Here is a 20,491-nt window from a genome sequence, read left to right as displayed (position 1 = left end):
AAACTCTCAAACAGTAATTATGCTGGAAAACATCCATTTTCGCGATATTGAGAAATTGCTTTGCGAGCAAGGGCATCTGCGCGTTCATTTTCTGGATGTCCCGCATGTCCTTTTACCCAGTGCCATCTGACTGTATGACAAGAACAAGCATCCTCAAGAGCTTGCCATAGCTCCATATTTTTAACAGGATTTTTTGATGCAGTGCGCCAATTATTCTTTTTCCAATCTTCAATCCACTTAGATATACCGTTACGCACATAAACTGAGTCTGTATAAAGGTCGACCAAACAGGGCTCTTTAAGTGCCTTTAATGCACAAATTGCCGCCATGAGTTCCATTTGATTGTTTGTCGTATGGACCTTACCGCCATAAAGCTCACGTTCATGACCATTCCAGCGTAAAATTGCTCCCCATCCTCCAATTCCAGGATTCCCTGAGCAAGCACCATCTGTATAAATTTCAACGACTTTTTGTTGAGTTGCCATAAAATTTAAAAACCTAATTCACTTAGCGAATTTACATTACTGAAAAAACAAAGCTTGTGCCAATACTCCCATGGATCTTTCTTAATAACAAAGCTATTAGGCGGTGTATTAAACCAATCATAAAGACGTGTGAGTAAGAAACGTAAAGACGCACCACGAGCTAACAAAACAATCTTGTCCAATTCTAAAGGGATCAATGGTCTTATTTTTTGATAATTTTCCAATAACTTACGTGCTTTGGCCAGATTATAAGAATGATCAAGCTCAAAGCACCAAGCATTTAAACAGATCGCTAAATCATAAGCAAAAAAGTCATTACAAGCAAAATAGAAATCTATTATCCCAGAAAGACGATGATTCACAAAAAAGACGTTATCATTAAATAAATCTGCATGAATAATGCCTATTGGTAAATTGAGCGGCCAATTTTCCTGTAAAAAAGCTAATTCTAACTCAATTTTTTGCCCAAATTCTTTTAATAATGCATCTTCTTTTGTTTGACAACGTTGCCACAATACCTGCCAATCCATAACAGAAAGAGTATTTTTACGACTAAGTGTAAAATCCTGTCCTGCTAAATGTAATTGTGCTAACCCCATCCCCACTTCGCCACAATGATCTATAGTGGGCTGGCGGACCCACTCTCCTTCCAGAAAAGTAATAATAGCAGCAGGGCGTCCTGCTAATTCACAGATCATCATTCCATCATTTTGAATAACAGGTTGAGGGCAAGGCATTCCACGCTGTCCTAAATGCTGCATCAAGCGACAAAAAAAAGGTAAATCATCTTTTGAAATACGCTTTTCATAAAGTGTTAAAATAAATCGCCCTTGTGTTGTCTCTAACAGAAAATTAGAATTTTCAATCCCCTCCTCTATACCTTGATAAGACAAAAGTGACCCTATTGCATAACGTGTTAAAAACACTTTTAAATCATTTGAATGAATATCTGTATAAACGGCCATTATTCTGCTTTCGTTGTAGACATGTCTGTATTCTGATTTTCATTTTTTGCATTATTTGCTTGACCATTGACGAAAGCCATATCTTGCGACGTTAAAATGACGTCACGTAATTCGCGACTCACTAAAAATTTTTCCGTTTCTACTGCTGTTTCAGCTAATTCTATTGTGACATTATAACGCTCACGAAACGCTGAAATAATTTCATCAATAATAATTTCAGGAGCCGAAGCCCCTGCTGAAAGACTGACAATAGAAAGAGCTTTTAGGTTTTCAAAATTAATTTCATCAGCGCGCTGAACTAAAATAGCTTGCCGCGCACCAGACTTTTCGGCAACCTCTACTAAACGTCGTGAATTAGAAGAATTTGGCGCTCCAACAATCAAAAACAAATCACTCCCCTTTGCTGCTGCCTTAACCGCATCTTGTCGATTCGTTGTAGCATAGCAAATTGACTCAGCCGCTGGGGCTGCTAATGTAGGGAAACGTTGTTGTAATATATCGAGAATTCCTGCCGTATCTTCAACAGAAAGCGTTGTTTGTGTAACAAATCCTAATTTATCTGGATCATTGGGGAGATAATGCAAAGCATCTTCTATCGTTTCAATAAGCGTCACAGCCCCTTCTTCAAGCTGTCCCATTGTCCCTATCACCTCAGGATGACCAGCATGACCAATCAATATAACATGACGACCATGACGTTGATGTCGTATCGCTTGTTTATGAACTTTCGAGACCAACGGACATGTTGCATCGAGATAAAACAAATTATAGCATCGTGCTTCTTCTGAAACAGATTTTGGTACACCATGAGCAGAAAAAACAACCGGTTGATTGCGATGTTCTTCTGGAATCTCATCAAGTTCTTCAACAAAAATAGCTCCCCGTTGCTGTAATCCCTCAACCACGTAGCGGTTGTGTACAATTTCATGACGAACATATACTGGAACACCATATTTTTTTAATGCAAGGAGAACAATCTGGATAGCACGATCAACCCCTGCACAAAATCCACGTGGACCACAAAGACGTATCGTTAAAGGGGGAAGTCCAGACATAAATCATCCTTAATCTCTATAGTTTTAGCTATATATTCAAACAACTTATCATTATACACGAATAAGCAATGTAAAAAAACTGGCAATAGCATCTTTTGCATAAGAACACACTCTATCGTGTTTTCTTACGAGATTTTCTTGCAGCAAAGCTCTTTTTAAATTTGCTTTTTCATTTTATTTGCCTAAAGAGCGATAAAATACCAAACAAGAGATTCAATCAAAAGAACTCCAAAGATAGCTGCCAAATAAAGTAACGAAAAGAAAAACAGTTTTTTTGCCATCAAAATAGTTTCATTATGTGTATCAGCTTTCCACAAACGATAGGCAAAATAAACAAAGATAATGCTTAAAATTGTTGAAAAAATACCATAAAAAATTCCGCCAAGACCAGTAAAGCAAGGAGCAGCAGCGCACAATGCCATCAAAATAGTATAAAATAAAATCTGCTTTTTTGTTGAATGTTCACCTCGAACATTAGGCATCATAGGAATACCTGCAGCCTCATAATCAAGGGATGAAAATAAAGAAAGAGCCCAAAAATGAGGGGGGGTCCACATAAAAATGATTAAAAATAATAAAAAGCTATCAATACTCACTGTCCCTGTTGTCACGGACCATCCAATCATTGGTGGGAAAGCCCCAGAAGCACCACCAATAACAATATTTTGTGGTGTGATACGTTTTAACCAAATTGTATAAATAACGACATAAAAGAAAATCGTAAACGCAAGAAAAAATGCTGCAAACCAATTAATGAAGCTCCCCATAACCAATACCGAAAGCATAGAAAGAACTATGCCAAAAATAAATGCTTTTCGGGAACTGATTTTACCCATAGGAATAGGACGCTTTTTGGTCCGTTCCATCACGGCATCAATGTCAGCATCATACCACATATTCAGTGCTCCCGCACCGCCACCACCAATGGCAATACATAAAATCGCTAAAAAACCATACAACGGATTGATAGGAACAGGCGATACAAGCAAACCAACCAGAGCCGTAAAGACCACAAGAGACATAACACGTGGCTTTAATAACGTGATATAATCACCAATACCGGATCTTGGTGGTGTTGCTTTACCATTCACAACCGATAACTCTCCTGAAACTGACATTCCGCTCAAAGCCCTTTTCCATTTCTGTCATTCACAAACCAATATTATCTAGCGTATGGAAATGATCAATTAAGACCAATCGTATTTTTGAGAAAATATGAAATACCTCGTTCGCACGTATCCCCTAAAAATAGATGGAATATTGGCAACAAAAATACATTTTTTCAATCAACATTCTCTCCTACATTACAAATGTATCATAAAAATATATCCTATGGATTAATATATTTGGGTAAATACTGATTTTGTGTTATAGTTTTTATGTGGGGAATTCATTTTTTTATGTAAATCTATGTATGGTTGTATGTGTGTTGAGTCGGGTAGGATTTTCTGTGATACTTTATAAATTACTCAAAAAAACTTTTTTTATTGGTGCTGTTCTTTACACACTTTATAGTAGTTTTATCAATCATGCATTTGCACAAACACCTTATGCGCAAAATGTCCCTGCTCCACAAACCTATGGTGCATGGACAAAAGTTTGTGCTCTACCGCCAGGTACACCTAACATGCAGTGTGAAATTGTACAAAACGTTCATACACAAGGTCGTCATGATATTACTTTGCGTGTTACATTTTATAAACTTCCTCAAAAGCAAGGTGCTTTGATGCGTGTTTTTGTTCCGATTCGCGTTGAATTACGTCCTGGCGTTGGAATTAAAATTGACGATAAAAATATGGGCAGAATGGAATATCGTCGTTGTCTTGGTGATAATTGTGTTGCTGAAGCCTTTCTTAAAGAAGACATATTGCAGCTCTTTTTAAAAGGAAAAATGGCAACCTATTTTATCTTTACAACTCCTGAACAAGGGATTGGAGGTTTTGTTGACCTTCATGGTCTTGCCGACGCCTATGCAACCTTACCTACATGAATGAAATCGATACACTTTAGACGATTAAAATCTCATCGTATATTTTGAAAGCTTCTTAAATTAGATTAATAAAAATCTTCTAAGTTCCCATAAAAATAGGATAATTCTTATGAAATCGCTGATAGATCATTTTGATATTACTTCCTCTAAAGTGCAATCACTTGTACAAGAAACGCTTCATCATGCTGATGATGGTGAGCTTTACCTTGAGTATACAGAAAGCGAAGCTCTTTTATTTGATAATGGACAGCTTAAAAACGGCTCTTTCCATCAAGATATGGGGTTTGGGCTGCGTGTCGTTGCTGGAGAAGCTACCGGATATGCATATTCTAGTGAATTATCAGCTGCTGCACTCAAACGTGCTAGTGAAGCAGCTAAAGCTATTACCTATAATAATCATGCGGGAACTTATAGCATAGCACCTCAACAAACAAACAAAAAACTTTATCAACCGCATAATCCCCTTGATGCTCCATCATTTGAGGAAAAAAGTGCTCTTTTGCAAAAAATTGATGCCTATTTACGTGCTAAAAATGATAAATTGCATCAAGTGACTGCTTCTCTTTCCGGCTCGCTACAACATGTTGAAATTTTACGTGCAGATGGTTATTTGGTTCGTGATATTCGTCCCCTTGTGCGACTTTCTATATCTGTGGTCGCAGCTGAAGGCAATCGACGTGAAAATGGTTTTTATGGATGTGGAGGGCGACAAGCATTTGACCAATTTATTCATGAAGACAATTGGAAAAAAGCTGCGGATGAAGCCTTACGTATGGCTTTAACAAATTTAGAAGCAGAAGCAGCACCTGCAGGATCTTTTGATGTTGTCTTAGCCAATGGATGGCCTGGCGTTATGCTCCATGAAGCCGTAGGTCATGGTTTAGAAGGTGACTTTAACCGTAAAAAAACATCCGCTTTTGCTGGACTTTTAGGACAACAAGTTGCGGCAAAAGGTGTTACAGTTGTTGATGATGGAACAATTCCACAATGCCGTGGCTCTCTCACTGTCGATGATGAGGGGACCCCTTCAGGATATAACGTTCTCATTGAAGATGGAAAGCTCGTTGGTTTTATGCAAGACAGGCTTAATGCACGGCTTATGGGAGGTAAATCAACTGGAAATGGACGGCGTGAATCTTATGCTTATGCACCAATGCCACGAATGACCAATACAATCATGCTAGGAGGAGATAAAACACCTGAAGAAATCCTTTCTTCACTCAAACATGGTATCTATGCTGTTTCATTTGGTGGAGGACAAGTTGATATTACTTCTGGAAAATTCGTCTTTGAATGTACTGAAGCATACCGAGTAGAAAATGGTAAAATTGTAGCACCAATCAGAGGCGCAACTCTTATTGGAAATGGACCGGATGCTATGAAACGTATTACAATGATTGGTAATGATAGTAAACTTGATAATGGTATCGGTATGTGTGGAAAAGCTGGCCAAAATGTCCCTGTTGGTGTTGGTCAACCTCATCTTCGAATCAATAATATGACAATCGGTGGAACTGCGCTTATAAAAGAATAAGCTTTCTCATTCCTTCCCAATATTGCCTCCTTATCATCTATCACGACCATTTTGTGAGGAGGTTACAATACATTGATTTATAAAGATAATCTATCGTTGTTCATATTAAATTAGAACCTTGAATACCATAAGATTCTCTCATTTCAAATCTGTTCCATATTGAATCAATCAAAATCATTCGTTTGTACGTTACAGATGGGGAGAGTCATATGAATAAAACCTGTACAAGAAAGGACCAAAGATTCCTCTTATGGACCGTCTCAAGTAACAAGAGTTATAGCCACATTGGAAGATGACAAATATAACACTGGCACCGGCTTGTTCAGACACATCTTCTTCTTAATACATTAGTCTTTTGTGTGGGATAATTTGCCTTTTATATTTCATAATAAAAAGTTCAAAATAAAAAACACTTTCTACATTCAGTGCTCTTAATTCAACGAGAAAAAGGTTATTATTATAGATAATTTTTGGAGAGATTTTATAATAATACTCAAGTAAACTTTAAAAAAAATCTTCATGGCATTAAAAAATTTTTAAGCTAAAGCTTCCAACCTTTCTTTTTTTTCTTTTTGCTCAAAACAGCAACAATTTCGACATGTGGTGACCATAAAAATTGATCAATCGGTATGATTTTTTCTACTGTATACCCCCCTGCAACAAGAAGAGATAAATCACGAGCAAATGTAGTAGGATTACAGGAAATTGCCACAACACGTGATACTGTCGTCTTAGCTAATTCACGTACTTGTTGCTCTGCACCAGCACGGGGAGGATCAAAAACAACACTCTCAAAACACTCAAGTTCCTTTACAGAAAGGGGATGTCGGAAAAGATCACGTTTTTCACAAGTGACCGTTTTTAAACCAGTCGCAAAACGTGCTGCTGTATTTAGATTTCTTAATGCATCTTCATTATTTTCTACTGCATGAACATTCATCTTTTTTGCCATACGCAAAGTAAATGTTCCTATCCCTGAAAACAAATCAACAGCATTCTTTGCTTTTTTTAAATGAGTCAAAATAATATTGCCCATTATATTTTCAGCTTCGCAGGTTGCTTGAAGAAAACCACCAGAAGGAAATTCAACACGGACATCTCCAAAGTAAATCTCTGGTTTTTCTCGTTCAACCAAAACTTCACCATCAACAGATAAACGTATAATCCCATATGAAAGAGCAGCACTGATCATTTTCTGACGAAGTGATTCATGGTGTACAATGCAACCGCTTAAAGCAACATCTAAACCATTTTCAACACGTGTTATTGTAACATGAAACCGTTTGGCAGAGCTGCTTAGAAAAGCACAGAGCTCTCTGATATTATGCAACTGAGAAATAAGCTCTGGACAGCTTACTGGACATTCCTCAAGAGCTACAATCTCATGAGAGAGATAACGGTTAAAACCAACTTTTTGCCCCTGTGGGGTCATAGATGCTGTTAGAGTAATCCGCCGTCGGCTATAAGGTTTACATTCTATTAAAGGCGCAACAACATTATTAAGTCCATACTTTTTAAGCGCATCAACAACCAATTGTTGTTTCCATACGCGATAAGCATCCATATGCCAATGCTGAAGAGTACACCCTCCACATTCTCCAAAATGCTGACAAAGAGTATCAATGCGTTCTAATGATTTTTCTTTTAATGCTATACATGTTGCATATTTTCCATGAACAGTAATTTCAGCACACTCTCCTGGTAAAGTAAAAGGAACATAAACGAAGCCGCGAGACGTCCTAGAAGTACCATACCCATTTGCTCCGATATGGTCGATTATGACATTGTCACTCACTCTTGTTTTTCTCCGAATAGTAAATATTCCACGTTGCCATCACCACCTGTAATAGGGGAAGGAATTAAACCTCTTGCGCTCCACCCTGTTTGTGTATTTAACCAAACAAAAAGCGCCTCAGCAGTTTCTTTAGCTATTGATGGATTTAATATTCCCCTCTTACTAAAGTGTTTACGACCAACCTCAAACTGAGGCTTTACCAGTAAAACAGCTTGAGCGCCCTTCTTGGCTAAAGACAAAACGGGAGGCAATGCAAGTTTGAGAGAAATAAAGCTAACATCTGAAACGATAAGATCAATTTCTCGCCCACCTAAATGGTTATGTTGAAAATCTCTAACATTCAAGCCTTCTAATAACGTTATAGCACTGTTGCCCAATAAACGTTTATCAAATTGATGATGCCCAACATCAACGGCAATTACATGAGCCGATCCACGTTCTAAGAGAACTTGTGTAAAACCACCTGTTGATGCACCAACATCAATGGCCGTCACTTTATCTGTTATAATCGGAAATGCATCAAGTGCAGCAATCAATTTTAACGCTGCCCGAGAAACATAATTCTGCGCTGGATCACAAACAGCAATCTCTGCATCACCAAAAACAATTTGCCCAGCTTTAAAAACGATTTCGCCGTTAACTTTAACAGTTTGACGCATGACAGCATCACGTGCGCGTGAACGTGTCGTAAAAAAGTTTTTTTCAACTAAGAGAATATCGAGCCTTTTTCTGGCAGCCATATCATACTCGAATTTTTTATCCTGTTCGAATCTCGCGGCCTAAAGCAGCAAAAACCGTGTTGACAATACCCATAGCATCAAGCCCGATAGTTGAGAGAACTTTTTCTGGTGCACCATGATTCAAATACTCATCAGGAAGTTTTAGTGTACGAACTTTCAAACCATGCTCTAAGAGCCCTTCTTGCGCTAAAAATTGTAATATGTGCGCTCCAAAACCACCGATTGCCCCTTCTTCAATTGTCACCAATACTTCATGCTCACGTGCCAAACGACACATCAAATCCTTATCTAAAGGTTTCGCAAACCGTGCATCTGCAACCGTTGTAGATAATCCTTCAGCCTCTAACGCATCAGCAGCTTGCAACACTTCTGACATCCGCGTTCCAAAACAAACCAAAGCGATCCTATTTCCTTCACGCAGAACACGCCCCTTTCCAATTTCTAATAACTCACCACGTTGCGGTAAATCTATACCAATACCCTCACCACGTGGATAACGAAAAGAAATTGGTCCCTGATCATAAGCTGCAGCTGTACGCACCATATGCATCAGTTCAAGCTCATCAGAAGGTGCCATAACAACAAACCCAGGAAGAGTGGACAAAAAAACAATATCAAAACTTCCAGCATGTGTTGCACCATCTGCCCCCACAAAACCTGCGCGGTCAATAGCAAAACGTACCGGTAATTTTTGAATTGATACATCATGAATAATTTGATCATAAGCACGCTGTAAAAAAGTAGAATAAATTGCAACAAAAGGCTTGTACCCTTCACAAGCAAGTCCTGCCGCAAAAGTTACGGCATGTTGCTCAGCGATACCAACATCAAACATTTTTTCAGGAAATTTTTTTGCAAAAGAATCAAGACCTGTCCCTGTTGGCATCGCTGCTGTTATACCAACAATCTTATCATCATGGCGAGCTTCTTCTATTAAAGCTTTAGAAAATACCTTGGTATAGGGTAGAATATTACTTGATGCTTTAACCTGTTTTCCTGTCGTGACATCAAAACGATTAACACCATGATATTTATCAGGTGATGCTTCTGCAGGTGGATATCCCTTTCCCTTATGTGTGACAACATGCACCAAAACAGGACCACTAGGATATTCACGAACATTTTTTAAAACAGGCAATAAATGCCCCAAATTGTGCCCATCTATGGGTCCAAGGTAATAAAAGCCAAGCTCATCAAATAAAGTTCCCCCAACCAAAAGTCCACGCGCAAACTCCTCTGAACGACGCGCCTTATCCAAAAAAAACTTTGGCAATTTTTCGCTCAACATCTTTACGCGTTCACGCAAATGACGATAAGAAGGACGAGATACTAATCGTGCAAGATGTGCACTCATAGCACCTGTAGGTGGTGCGATAGACATGTCGTTATCATTAAGAACAACAATCAAGCGTGCATCCAAAGCGCCAGCATTATTCATTGCTTCATAAGCCATGCCCGCAGACATTGCACCATCACCGATGACAGCTATGATATTGCGTCTTGTCTCTGCTTTCAAAGCACTTGCCACCGCCATGCCAAGCCCCGCTGAAATAGAAGTAGACGAATGACCCGCTCCAAATGAATCATACACACTTTCTGAACGTTTTGTAAAACCTGATAATCCGCCCTCTTGACGTAATGTGCGAATTTTTTCTCTACGCCCCGTTAAAATCTTGTGTGGATAGGTTTGATGACCAACATCCCAAATAATCCTATCCTCTGGTGTATTAAAAATATAATGTAATGCAACAGTGAGCTCAACAACACCAAGTCCTGCCCCAAGATGACCACCTGTTACAGAAACCGCATCAATTGTTGCGGTCCGCAACTCATCAGCCAACTGTACCAAATCAGACTCAGGCAATGCCCGCAAATCTTGCGGAAAACAAATACGGTCAAGCAATGGTGTTAAAACCTGAGACAAAAAAACCTTCCTATTATCTTAACTCAAGAAAACGCAACGATAAAAATGTATCTTCTCTACTCTTATTTATAGTTTTGCATCTTTTTTACTCAAAAATGTTCTTTTCTATTTGAGATGAGCTATAACTTCCTCATTTTTAACTTATTTTATAAAAAAGAAATCAATCGATTTAATTTTCTATAAAAAAGGTTATTATATCTCCTCGTTTCACAATAAATATCCAAAATATTTAATATTATTTAGCATCAAGTGGTTCTACTCCTTCTGGAGAACCTTCTTCTGAAAGTTGTATTTTTTCAATTTTAGCTTCAGCAACTCTTAAGAGTTTTTCACAATGCTTTTTAAGCGCTTCACCGCGTTCATAAATATCAATGGATTGTTCCAAAGGCACATCGCCACGTTCCAAATTTTCGACAATAACTTCAAGTTGCTGAAGCGCTTGCTCAAAGCTTAAAGTCGTAATATCCCCCTCTTGTATCTCTTTTTTCATATGAACCTCAAAAAATATCTGTTCTGGATATACGAATTCCAAAACCTTCTAAACCTACATAATGATGTTCTTTAGCTGCATAAACAATAACAGAGCCTATTCCTAGATATTTTAAAATTTGTGATCCTAAACCAATTTTGCGCCATTCTTCTTCGCGTTCAATCGCCTGCACATGGTTTTCTGAACTGTCTCTTGCCATATTTTGAATATCAATAGTTGATTGCATAACAGAGCCTTTACGCAAATAAATAAATACGCCACGTTTTTCTTTTTCCATCATACGCCGCATCATCACCATAATATCTGAAGCTTGACAAAAAACGTCATTTATAATGTTTTCATGATGTAAATACACAGGAATATCACCACCCTCACGGACATCACCAAAAACAATTGCAATATGCTGAACGGCTTCCCAAGGGAGTTGATAACTATGAACAATAGCGGGACCTACAGATGTTTCAATAGGCATTTCTCCAACATGCTTGATCAATATTTCCTTACGTTGGCGGTAAGCAATTAAATCTGCAACCGTTATCATATGCAACCGGTGTTCTTGCGCAAATTGCATGATCTGATCGCCATGTTTAACGCTGCCATCATCATTGACCAACTCACCAATAACACCAACTGGTGGCAAACCAGCTAATTTACATAAATCAACAGCGGCCTCCGTGTGACCTGAACGCATGAGCACCCCCCCTTCATGCGCAATCAAAGGAAAAATATGTCCTGGACGGACAAAATCGTGAGCACCAGCATTTGGATTAGAAAGATTACGAACTGCCAATGTGCGGTCATGTGCGGAAATACCCGTCGTTATCCCATGTTTAAAATCCACAGTAACAGTAAATTGCGTCCCATGTGCAGATTTATTATCTGGTACCATAGGAGCAAGATTAAACCGTTGTGCTTCTTTTTTTGGCATAGGTGTACACACAATACCTGTTGTGTGACGAAGAATAAACGCCATCTTTTCTTCTGTACAATGCACTGCAGCAAGAGTTAAATCACCCTCATTTTCACGGTCATCATCATCTGTCACCACAACAATTTCACCGCGTTCAAAAGCTTTAAGTGCAGAAACAATTTTTTTTTCATCATACGCCATTGTTCACCTTCTCAATCACCCAATTTGACCGCGATGTCTTAGATAATGGTCAGCAATAGCACAAGCAACCATCGCTTCACCAACAGGAACGGCACGAATCCCAACACATGGATCATGACGTCCCTTCGTTATAACATCTATATCATGACCATCAACATCAATGGAGCGACGAGGCGTTAAAATTGATGAAGTAGGCTTTACAGCAAAACGTGCAACAATTGGCTGTCCACTCGATATTCCCCCTAAAATACCACCAGCATGATTGGATAAAAAAAGCGGTTTTCCATCATTTCCCATTCGCATTTCATCGGCATTTTCTTCTCCCCTCAAGCGGGCTGCCGCAAAACCATCACCAATTTCCACTCCTTTTACCGCATTAATCGACATAAGTAATGATGTAATATCTTGATCAAGCTTTGCGTAAATAGGGGCTCCTAAACCTGCCGGAACATTTTCTGCAACGATCTCAACAACCGCACCAACAGATGTTCCCTCTTTACGGAGTTTACTGATATAATCACTAAAAATGGGAACCATCTCTGCATCAGCTGTAAAAAAAGGATTATTATCAACCTCTGACCAATCCCAACGATCACGATTAATATTATGAGGACCAATTGCTATCACTGCTCCTCGTACAATCAAACCAGGAACGATTTTACGAGCAAATGCACCAGCTGCAACACGTGCGGCCGTCTCCCGTGCTGAAGCACGTCCCCCACCTCGAAAATCACGAATGCCATATTTAATATCATAAGTATAATCCGCATGTCCTGGACGATACTGATGGGCAATCGAGCTATAATCCTTCGAACGCTGATCTGTGTTTCGAATCAACAGAGAAATTGGTGTACCTGTTGTCACCAATGTCGTCCCATCGTCTTGAACAACAACTCCTGAAAGGATCTCTACTTCATCTGGTTCTCGGCGCTGCGTTGTATACTTTGATTGTCCTGGTTTGCGTTTATCAAGATAAGCTTGAACTTCTGCAAGAGTAAAAATAATTCCAGGTGGACAACCATCAATGACACAACCAAGAGCAGCACCATGACTTTCACCCCATGTTGTTACACGAAACAAATGACCAAATGTATTATGCGACATGAAAAAATATCCGTTTCTCTGTCAAATATTACAACGACAACGTATGTTGTGTGCCATACACAAGGTAGCTCTTTGCTCCCAAATACTCTCAGCCACTTTAAATTTGGTCAAATTACTGCTGTCCAATAAAATCCTATAAACCAAACTTTATTCTTTAACGACAGAAATGTCTGGTGCATCAACTGCTTTCATACCTATGATATTATAACCCGAATCGACATGATGGACTTCACCGGTAACAGAACGAGACAAATCTGAAAGAAAATAAAGCGCAGAATCACCAACCTCTTCAATTGTTACCGTACGACGTAATGGAGCATTATATTCATTCCATTTTAAAATATAACGAAAATCACCAATACCTGAAGCCGCTAACGTTTTAATTGGTCCAGCAGATATAGCATTAACACGAATATTTTGAGGACCTAAATCTACCGCTAAATATTTCACGCTCGCTTCAAGAGCTGCTTTGGCAACCCCCATTACATTATAATTGGGAACAACCTTTTCTGCACCATAATAGGTCAGTGTCAAGATTGAACCACCATCTGACATCAATTTCTCTGCACGCTTCGTTAGAGCTGTTAGGGAATAAACCGAAATATTCATGGTCATCATAAAATTTGATTCGCTGATATCAATATAACGACCACTTAACTCATCTTTATCAGAAAAACCAATAGCATGAACTAAAAAATCGAGCTTTCCCCATTTCTTCTCTATTTCTCTAAAGACCGTATCAATAGAGACACTGTCAGAAACATCACAATGTCCACAAACAAATCCCTTTAATTCTTCAGCCAAAGGCTCAACACGCTTTTTCATTGCTTCACCCTGATAGGTAAAAGCAAGCTCTGCCCCTGCGCTACTTGCCGCTTTAGCGATTCCCCAAGCGATGGAGCGATTATTGGCCAACCCCAAAATTAAACCACGCTTACCGTACAATAAACCATTACCCTTAGCCATCAGCACTGCCCCATTGTTACTTAAAATTAATATTATTCATCTGCCTATGACACAGGTCAACTTTTTCTTCAAGTAATTGGTTTAAAATCAAACAAAAACTACGCTTTTATATATAAAAAATTTTAAAATTAATCTTGTTGCATTTGCAAAAACTGTTCTAGCGCGGCATTTTTACCTTCTGGCAACATAATGCGAACATGCACATAAAGATCATCTCTTGTACCATTTTTTAAACGAAGCCCTTTCCCTTTCAACCGTAAAACGCGATCAGAACTTGACCAAGCAGGAATCGTTAAAACCACACGTCCCTCCAATGTCTCAACTTCTTCTTTTGCTCCCAAAACAGCATGTTTAAGAGAAACTGGTAAATCAAGATGGAGTGCTCTTCCTTCAACCCGAAAACGAGGATGTTTTTGAATCTGAATGGTTATCAACGCATCTCCTGCTTTCCCAAGAGGTACCTCTTCTCCCTGACCTTTTAATCGAATAGTCTGTCCGTCTTCAATATAATCTGGAAGTTTAATTTTTAACTTTTTTCCATTTGGAAAAACAGCTTCCACCTTTTCTGCGCCAACCATCTGCTCTAATGTTATAGCAAGATTAGCACGAACATGTGCTCCTTGTTGGGGACGGTTATAGTGTGTGGAATTCGAAAAGCTACCACCTCCTCCAAACAGATCCCGAAAAATATCACTCGCATCAAAACCTGCACCACCTGAAGAGGAAAAATCAAATCCCTTTGCTCTTCCTGAAAAGGGATTTTGTTTATTGCTAAAATTTTCACCAGTACCATAGGCTTGATAAAGCGGTTTTCCTTCCATATCAATTTCACCGCGGTCAAATTGTGCCTTTTTATCCTTATCACCTATAATTTCATAAGCTTGATTAATTTCAGCAAATTTTTCTTTAGCCTTTGTATCATCTTTATTATGGTCTGGATGATACTTCTTTGCTAATCTTCTAAATGCCGATTTAATCTCTTGTGATTTTGCGGTACGTGCCACACCCAGAATCGTGTAGGGATCACGCATATTGCCCTCTTTTCAATTTTTTCGGTTTCAAAATATCAACTGATCCGTTGTTCAATATCCCTTATATCTTCATCAGTCTATTCTAGAGAATAATTTCTTCTTTCCTCTTTATATGTCTATCAATAAACTAAAATACCAGATAAAATGAGACATTTATTTAATATAGCTCATTGTAGTCTATGCTAAAGTAAAAATAATTAAACTACCATAGAAATACACAATAGCATTGGCTTTTTGAAAATAAGAAAAAATAGTACTGTAACTTTTTGATGATAAAGTAAATGAGAAAATGCCTTACCCATGCTCACTGATATTTGGAGAAACTATGAGCAACAAAATACCAACAGATGATCATTTTATGAAAATGCAAAAACCTTTTGAACTTTTCGCAAAGTGGCTTGAAGAAGCAACGATAAGTGAAATAAATGATCCAAATGCTATGGCATTAGCAACAGTTGACGAAACAGGACTCCCTAATGTTCGTATGGTTCTCCTCAAAGACTACAGTCCCCAAGGCTTCGTCTTCTATACCAATTATGAAAGCTGTAAAGGACAAGAAATTTTAAAATCAATGAAAGCATCTTTAGGTTTTCATTGGAAATCGCTCCGTCGTCAGGTCAGAATTAGAGGAATTGTTGAAAAAGTAAGTCAACAGGAAGCCGATGCCTATTTCCAATCGCGACCACGTGGTAGTCGAATTGGTGCATGGGCATCTAAACAATCTCAACCTTTAGACAATCGTTTTGTGCTCGAAAAAGCAATTGCTCAATATACTGCACGTTATGCTCTAGGCAATATTCCACGACCACCTTATTGGTCTGGGTTTCGTGTTAAACCCCTTTCTATAGAGTTCTGGTGCGATCGCCCATTTCGTTTACATGATCGTCTGCTTTTTACACGCGATTGTGTTGAACACAGCGATTGGAAAAGACAAAAACTTTATCCCTAATCCTTCAAACTTCATCGTTATAAAGATTTTTTCTTCCCGACAGTTAAAAAAATATTTTTTATTTGAAAAATTCTAAAAGAAGATGATTTAGTTTATTTAAATAGAAGAATTTCATTTTCACTGTAAAAGTTGATTGGTAATATTTTCTACTGTATCGCTTAAAACAGATTAGCAACAAACTTATTTAAAAGAAAATACTGTATTCAGCAGAAACTATGATTTTAGCTAACTTATTTTTAGATCGCAGGATAAAATATCGTCCATATACCCCCAAATACCAAACCAGCAAAAATCACAAAACCAATAAGCGAATTAGATTTGAAAAGCCTGAGGCATTGTGAACTGTCATCTATATCAATGACTTTAATTTGAATAAACATATGGATGCTTGCCGCAAAAATCCCCAAAAAACTAAGAACAGGGACTCCAGATAAATAAAATGCTAGACTAACGAACACCACAAAACCACCATACAAAAATACTAAAGCACGCTTGGTTCCTTTACCAAAGAGAAGAGCCGTAGAACGGACACCAACAGTAGCATCATCTTCTTTATCTTGATGTGCGTAGATTGTATCGTATCCTATGGTCCACAAGATTGATCCCACATAAAGCAAGATTGGGGCCCAACTTAAACTTCCAAAGACAACAGCCCACCCCATTAATGCCCCCCAATTAAACGCAACGCCTAAAAAAAACTGCGGCCAATATGTTACGCGTTTCATAAAAGGATAAAACGCAACAGCTATCAATGACGAAATACCTAGAAAAAAACTAAACCTATTAAATTGTGATAAAACGACTAAACCAACCAAACATTGCATAAGTATAAAAACTCTGGCTTGAAACCGACTCACATGACCTGTCGGCAATGGACGAGAACGTGTCCTTTCTACCTGAGCATCAATTTTATGGTCAATAAGATCATTCCAAGTACATCCTGCCCCTCGCATAGCAATAGATCCCAGAAAAAAAAGAAAAAGATACCAAACCCAATGAAGAAACATTGATAAAAGAGTATCGTAATGCATGTTATAAGAGAAAAAAGCCATTGTTGTTGACCAAAAACAAGGCCACATCAACAATTGCCATCCGATAGGCCGATCCCAACGCGCCAATTGCGCATAAAACCATAAAGAACAGGGAAGGAAATTGTAGACCCATTGTTTGGAAGATGCGTCCATAACCCGTCCCTGACTCTCACAGGATTGAACATGCGCGATATTTTTATTTTTTTTCATCAAATGATTTACCTTTGGTCTTGCGATAGAGACATTTCATTCTTATGAGAAAGAGATGAGATTAATCATCTTTTATGAGAGGAGCAAGCAATGAATATTCTTCTTATTGGCTCAGGTGGACGAGAACATGCTTTAGCATGGAAAATAGCAGCATCACCACTGCTAACAAAGTTATATTGTGCTCCTGGAAACCCTGCAACAACAGAATTTGGTGAAAATATTAATTTAAACATTGATGACCATCCCCTTGTTATTGATTTTTGTAAAAAACATTCTATTGATCTTGTGATTGTAGGACCAGAAGCACCATTGGTTGCGGGTATAACAGACTCTCTTAATAGCGCTAACATCTGTGTATTTGGTCCTACTCAAAAAGCTGCTCAACTAGAAGGTTCAAAAGCTTTTACAAAAGATTTATGTCGTAAGAATAACATTCCTACAGGAAGTTACCAATGCTTTAATGATGCTTCTAAAGCTAAAGCTTACATTCATCAACAAGGTGTTCCCATTGTTATTAAAGCTGATGGCTTAGCAGCTGGCAAAGGTGTCGTGGTTGCAACAACTATGGAAGAAGCATTTAACGCAGTCGATGCCTGCTTCAAAAGTGCATTTGGAGATGCAGGAAACAAAATTGTTGTAGAATCTTTTCTTGAAGGTGAAGAAGCAAGCTTCTTCTGCCTTTGTGATGGTAAAATTGCTCTTCCTTTTGGATCTGCCCAAGATCATAAACGTGTAGGTGATGGGGATATTGGAGCAAACACCGGTGGTATGGGTGCTTATTCACCAGCGCCCATCATGACCCAAGAAATAGTGAATCGTACCCTCAAAGAAATTGTTGAACCAGCTTTAAAAAGCATGAAAGAAATGGGCGCCCCCTTTAAAGGTATTCTCTTCGTCGGATTAATGATAACGCAAAAAGGACCCGAATTAATTGAATTTAACGTACGATTCGGTGATCCTGAATGTCAAGTTTTAATGATGCGTCTCAAAGATGACATTTTGCCAATTTTTCTTGCTGCAGCTCAAGGAAAACTTGAACATAAGCCTCTTCGGTGGTCTGAAAAAACTGCTCTCACCGTTGTTATGGCTGCCAATGGTTATCCAGACTCTCCCCAAAAAGGTACTGTCATCCGTAACGTTGATAAAGTAAACACTCTTCCCGATGTGAAAGTTTTTCAAGCTGGTACAGTATTGCGTGATGGAGAACTCATTGCAAATGGTGGACGTGTTCTCAATATAACAGCAACAGGAAAAACGATTACGCATGCACAAAAACGTGCTTATGAAGCTGTTGATTGTATTGATTGGCCAGAAGGTTTTGTTCGTCGTGATATCGGATGGAGAGCCATTGCACGAGAAAACTAAATTATTTGAATATTCTTTTTTACGATTTGATTATTTTATATAAGAGCATGATACACAAATTTTCTTACTGTTTTACGTTGACTATAATTTTGAAAAAATGAGTGTGCTTTCGTTTGAACAATCAAATATTGTAAATAGGATATCTACTCATGATAAAATAGGAAATTTCTCTGAATATGACACTGTCATATAAACTGATCATTTTACTGTTGTATTTACTTTAAACGCATTTTCTCATCACTTTTATAAATACTTTCTTTATTATAAAATCTTGACGAAAAACATATATACTATCATTTCTTTTATTTATCGCGTTTTTTAATGAAATTCCGCTTTTACGAAAAATAAAATGCCAAAAAAAAGATACTGATGTTATTCACGTACAGATTCTTAAACAATACCCCTCATGCTCGTCACTCCCATTTTACGATACTACCTGCAAATAGTATAAATCCATACTGCCATCTTTCTTGAATAAAGATAAAAACCGATACCATCATTGTATTTTCCAACTCTCAATATTACGATAACCCTTTCTATCTAAATGCTTTTGATTATAAGAGAGAGAGATGAAATAAGAATATTTTGTAATATTTAAAGCTCTCATTCAACATGGAGAAATGATTTATAAAAAAATCAAAAACACTTCCAGCAATCTTCTGGTGTTTTAATGATGTGGCAAAAACCAAAAATTACACCGCCAAAAAAACGGTTTCTATTGTTATGAAAGTCATTTTACCTCTCCGAGAAAAGCGTTTAACATAACCGATTCCTGCTGCAAATATATGGTGTCAAAAAATTCTCATTTACAATCATTGACTTCCTCTTTGCCTTAAAGAACCAAAAGTCACACCAAATCCCATCTGGAAACATCTGGATTCTCATTGAGCAGGTTCCTCTTGGTTCCCACTCATATGCTTCACTTACACAAAGACCGACATTTAAGAATATTCGCCATGTCCTCTAAAAATACTTCATGTATGAAGTTTACATGCCTTATATTACCGCCCAAACAACGATGTTTTACGGCACAACAAGATAAATGCTTACGGTAGTACAAAAATGAATGTATATTAATATTACTGGAGTGCAACTCGATTCGCAATCACCAAACGCAAGCCTAACGGATTGCTATAACGAAGTAAGAAACGCTTTTGTTTAGAATGTGCTGTTGTACCAAAAAAACGATGTAAATCAGAACGATCTTTTACAACCAGAATGCGATTATCTTCATTGATCATAAGCATGGGGAGGCCATAAGTATCCGCCCATAATCGCCAATCCAGAAGAACATTATTCAAATCTCTGGAAACCAAAAGCGGTATACAAGCTTCCTCATCAGCATGAAGTAATTCTAATGCAACAGCTCTTTCTCCTGAACGCGTTTTTACGGTACGTGCTGCAATTCCTTGGAAATGATAAGGGGGTATTAAATGCGATAAGCTTGAAGGCATATCCGTTTTAAAAGAAACACCACGCTCATTTAACGAACAAATAACCTGATTACCCGTTTTGGATGAAAAATATGTCGTCGTTTGTGGCAAATGGCACGGATCTAACCGAAATTCAAGCACCGCTTTTGCCTGATTAAAGCATTGATTAGCCATATACATTATCCCAATTTATCTTAAATAACATACACCCTTTAGCAGCTTTTTCTCATTGGATTATTAAAAGTTTGAATAAAAAACAACTGGTTTCTTTTTTGGTTATTAAAATCTAAACAAAAATACATGATCACTATTC

The 20,491-nt window shown here is 38.0% G+C and carries 18 protein-coding genes; 4 read left to right on the top strand and 14 right to left on the bottom strand.

Annotation, left to right across the window (positions count from 1 at the left end):
- Nucleotides 1-17: 17 nt before the first annotated feature.
- The 4 genes from rnhA to cyoE all read right to left on the bottom strand — a co-directional run bounded on the left by rnhA (nt 18) and on the right by cyoE (nt 3,623).
- Entirely contained in the window at nt 18-485 is a 468-nt protein-coding gene (gene rnhA, locus ACFIKH_RS03940) for a ribonuclease HI (protein WP_375625120.1), read from the bottom strand.
- A gap of 5 nt (nt 486-490) precedes the next feature.
- Complete coding sequence (locus ACFIKH_RS03935) at nt 491-1,450, bottom strand: homoserine kinase (protein ID WP_375653207.1); 960 nt, start codon at nt 1,448-1,450, stop codon at nt 491-493.
- Nucleotides 1,450-2,505 (bottom strand): 4-hydroxy-3-methylbut-2-enyl diphosphate reductase, encoded by a 1,056-nt coding sequence (gene ispH, locus ACFIKH_RS03930; RefSeq protein ID WP_375625122.1) that lies wholly within the window; start codon nt 2,503-2,505, stop codon nt 1,450-1,452. The genes ACFIKH_RS03935 and ispH overlap by 1 nt, the downstream gene beginning before the upstream one ends.
- A 182-nt stretch (nt 2,506-2,687) precedes the next feature.
- Nucleotides 2,688-3,623 (bottom strand): heme o synthase, encoded by a 936-nt coding sequence (gene cyoE / locus ACFIKH_RS03925; protein ID WP_375625123.1) that lies wholly within the window; start codon nt 3,621-3,623, stop codon nt 2,688-2,690.
- Between the two features lie 296 nt (nt 3,624-3,919).
- Here cyoE and ACFIKH_RS03920 point away from each other — a divergent pair, with 296 nt between their 5' ends.
- Both ACFIKH_RS03920 and tldD read left to right on the top strand, forming a co-directional pair.
- Entirely contained in the window at nt 3,920-4,495 is a 576-nt protein-coding gene (locus tag ACFIKH_RS03920; protein WP_375625124.1) for an invasion associated locus B family protein, read from the top strand.
- Between the two features lie 109 nt (nt 4,496-4,604).
- Nucleotides 4,605-6,029 carry a metalloprotease TldD gene (gene tldD / locus ACFIKH_RS03915; protein WP_375625125.1) on the top strand — a complete coding sequence of 475 codons (1,425 nt, stop codon included), beginning with the start codon at nt 4,605-4,607 and terminating at the stop codon, nt 6,027-6,029.
- Nucleotides 6,030-6,570: 541 nt separating this feature from the next.
- Here tldD and ACFIKH_RS03910 read toward each other — a convergent pair.
- The 8 genes from ACFIKH_RS03910 to ACFIKH_RS03875 form a co-directional block, all read right to left on the bottom strand.
- On the bottom strand, nt 6,571-7,824 hold the full coding sequence (locus tag ACFIKH_RS03910; protein ID WP_375625700.1) for a class I SAM-dependent RNA methyltransferase: 1,254 nt from the start codon (nt 7,822-7,824) through the stop codon (nt 6,571-6,573).
- Nucleotides 7,821-8,564: a TlyA family RNA methyltransferase gene (locus ACFIKH_RS03905; RefSeq protein WP_375625127.1), complete on the bottom strand. Its 744-nt coding sequence runs from the start codon at nt 8,562-8,564 to the stop codon at nt 7,821-7,823. The genes ACFIKH_RS03910 and ACFIKH_RS03905 overlap by 4 nt, the downstream gene beginning before the upstream one ends.
- 16 nt (nt 8,565-8,580) lie before the next feature.
- The gene (dxs, locus tag ACFIKH_RS03900; RefSeq protein WP_375625698.1) at nt 8,581-10,488 is read right to left on the bottom strand and encodes a 1-deoxy-D-xylulose-5-phosphate synthase; all 1,908 of its coding nucleotides are present in this window, start codon (nt 10,486-10,488) and stop codon (nt 8,581-8,583) included.
- 235 nt (nt 10,489-10,723) lie between these two features.
- The gene (locus tag ACFIKH_RS03895; protein WP_375625129.1) at nt 10,724-10,978 is read right to left on the bottom strand and encodes an exodeoxyribonuclease VII small subunit; all 255 of its coding nucleotides are present in this window, start codon (nt 10,976-10,978) and stop codon (nt 10,724-10,726) included.
- Between the two features lie 7 nt (nt 10,979-10,985).
- Complete coding sequence (gene ribB / locus ACFIKH_RS03890; RefSeq protein ID WP_375625130.1) at nt 10,986-12,089, bottom strand: 3,4-dihydroxy-2-butanone-4-phosphate synthase; 1,104 nt, start codon at nt 12,087-12,089, stop codon at nt 10,986-10,988.
- 15 nt (nt 12,090-12,104) lie between these two features.
- Nucleotides 12,105-13,193 (bottom strand): chorismate synthase, encoded by a 1,089-nt coding sequence (gene aroC, locus ACFIKH_RS03885; RefSeq protein ID WP_375651584.1) that lies wholly within the window; start codon nt 13,191-13,193, stop codon nt 12,105-12,107.
- A gap of 147 nt (nt 13,194-13,340) precedes the next feature.
- Nucleotides 13,341-14,159 (bottom strand): enoyl-ACP reductase FabI, encoded by an 819-nt coding sequence (gene fabI / locus ACFIKH_RS03880; RefSeq protein WP_375625132.1) that lies wholly within the window; start codon nt 14,157-14,159, stop codon nt 13,341-13,343.
- Between the two features lie 128 nt (nt 14,160-14,287).
- On the bottom strand, nt 14,288-15,190 hold the full coding sequence (locus tag ACFIKH_RS03875) for a DnaJ C-terminal domain-containing protein (RefSeq protein WP_375671043.1): 903 nt from the start codon (nt 15,188-15,190) through the stop codon (nt 14,288-14,290).
- A 325-nt stretch (nt 15,191-15,515) separates the two neighbouring features.
- On the opposite strand from ACFIKH_RS03875, the gene pdxH reads away from it, so the two are divergent.
- On the top strand, nt 15,516-16,139 hold the full coding sequence (gene pdxH / locus ACFIKH_RS03870; RefSeq protein ID WP_273787902.1) for a pyridoxamine 5'-phosphate oxidase: 624 nt from the start codon (nt 15,516-15,518) through the stop codon (nt 16,137-16,139).
- A gap of 236 nt (nt 16,140-16,375) precedes the next feature.
- On the opposite strand, the gene ubiA is transcribed toward pdxH, so the two are convergent.
- Nucleotides 16,376-17,380: a 4-hydroxybenzoate octaprenyltransferase gene (ubiA, locus tag ACFIKH_RS03865; RefSeq protein WP_375648110.1), complete on the bottom strand. Its 1,005-nt coding sequence runs from the start codon at nt 17,378-17,380 to the stop codon at nt 16,376-16,378.
- 90 nt (nt 17,381-17,470) lie between these two features.
- Between ubiA and purD the strand changes: the two genes are divergently transcribed.
- Nucleotides 17,471-18,745 carry a phosphoribosylamine--glycine ligase gene (gene purD, locus ACFIKH_RS03860; protein WP_375625135.1) on the top strand — a complete coding sequence of 425 codons (1,275 nt, stop codon included), beginning with the start codon at nt 17,471-17,473 and terminating at the stop codon, nt 18,743-18,745.
- Nucleotides 18,746-19,824: 1,079 nt separating this feature from the next.
- Here purD and ACFIKH_RS03855 read toward each other — a convergent pair.
- Entirely contained in the window at nt 19,825-20,352 is a 528-nt protein-coding gene (locus ACFIKH_RS03855; RefSeq protein ID WP_273787899.1) for a DUF6101 family protein, read from the bottom strand.
- Nucleotides 20,353-20,491: the final 139 nt, after the last annotated feature.

Source organism: Bartonella sp. SD1336NMGDW, assembly GCF_042193565.1.
Classification (GTDB): Bacteria; Pseudomonadota; Alphaproteobacteria; order Rhizobiales; family Rhizobiaceae; genus Bartonella; species Bartonella grahamii.
The sequence above is the reverse complement of the archived record's forward strand: the minus strand, read 5'-3'. Positions and strand labels throughout refer to the sequence as shown.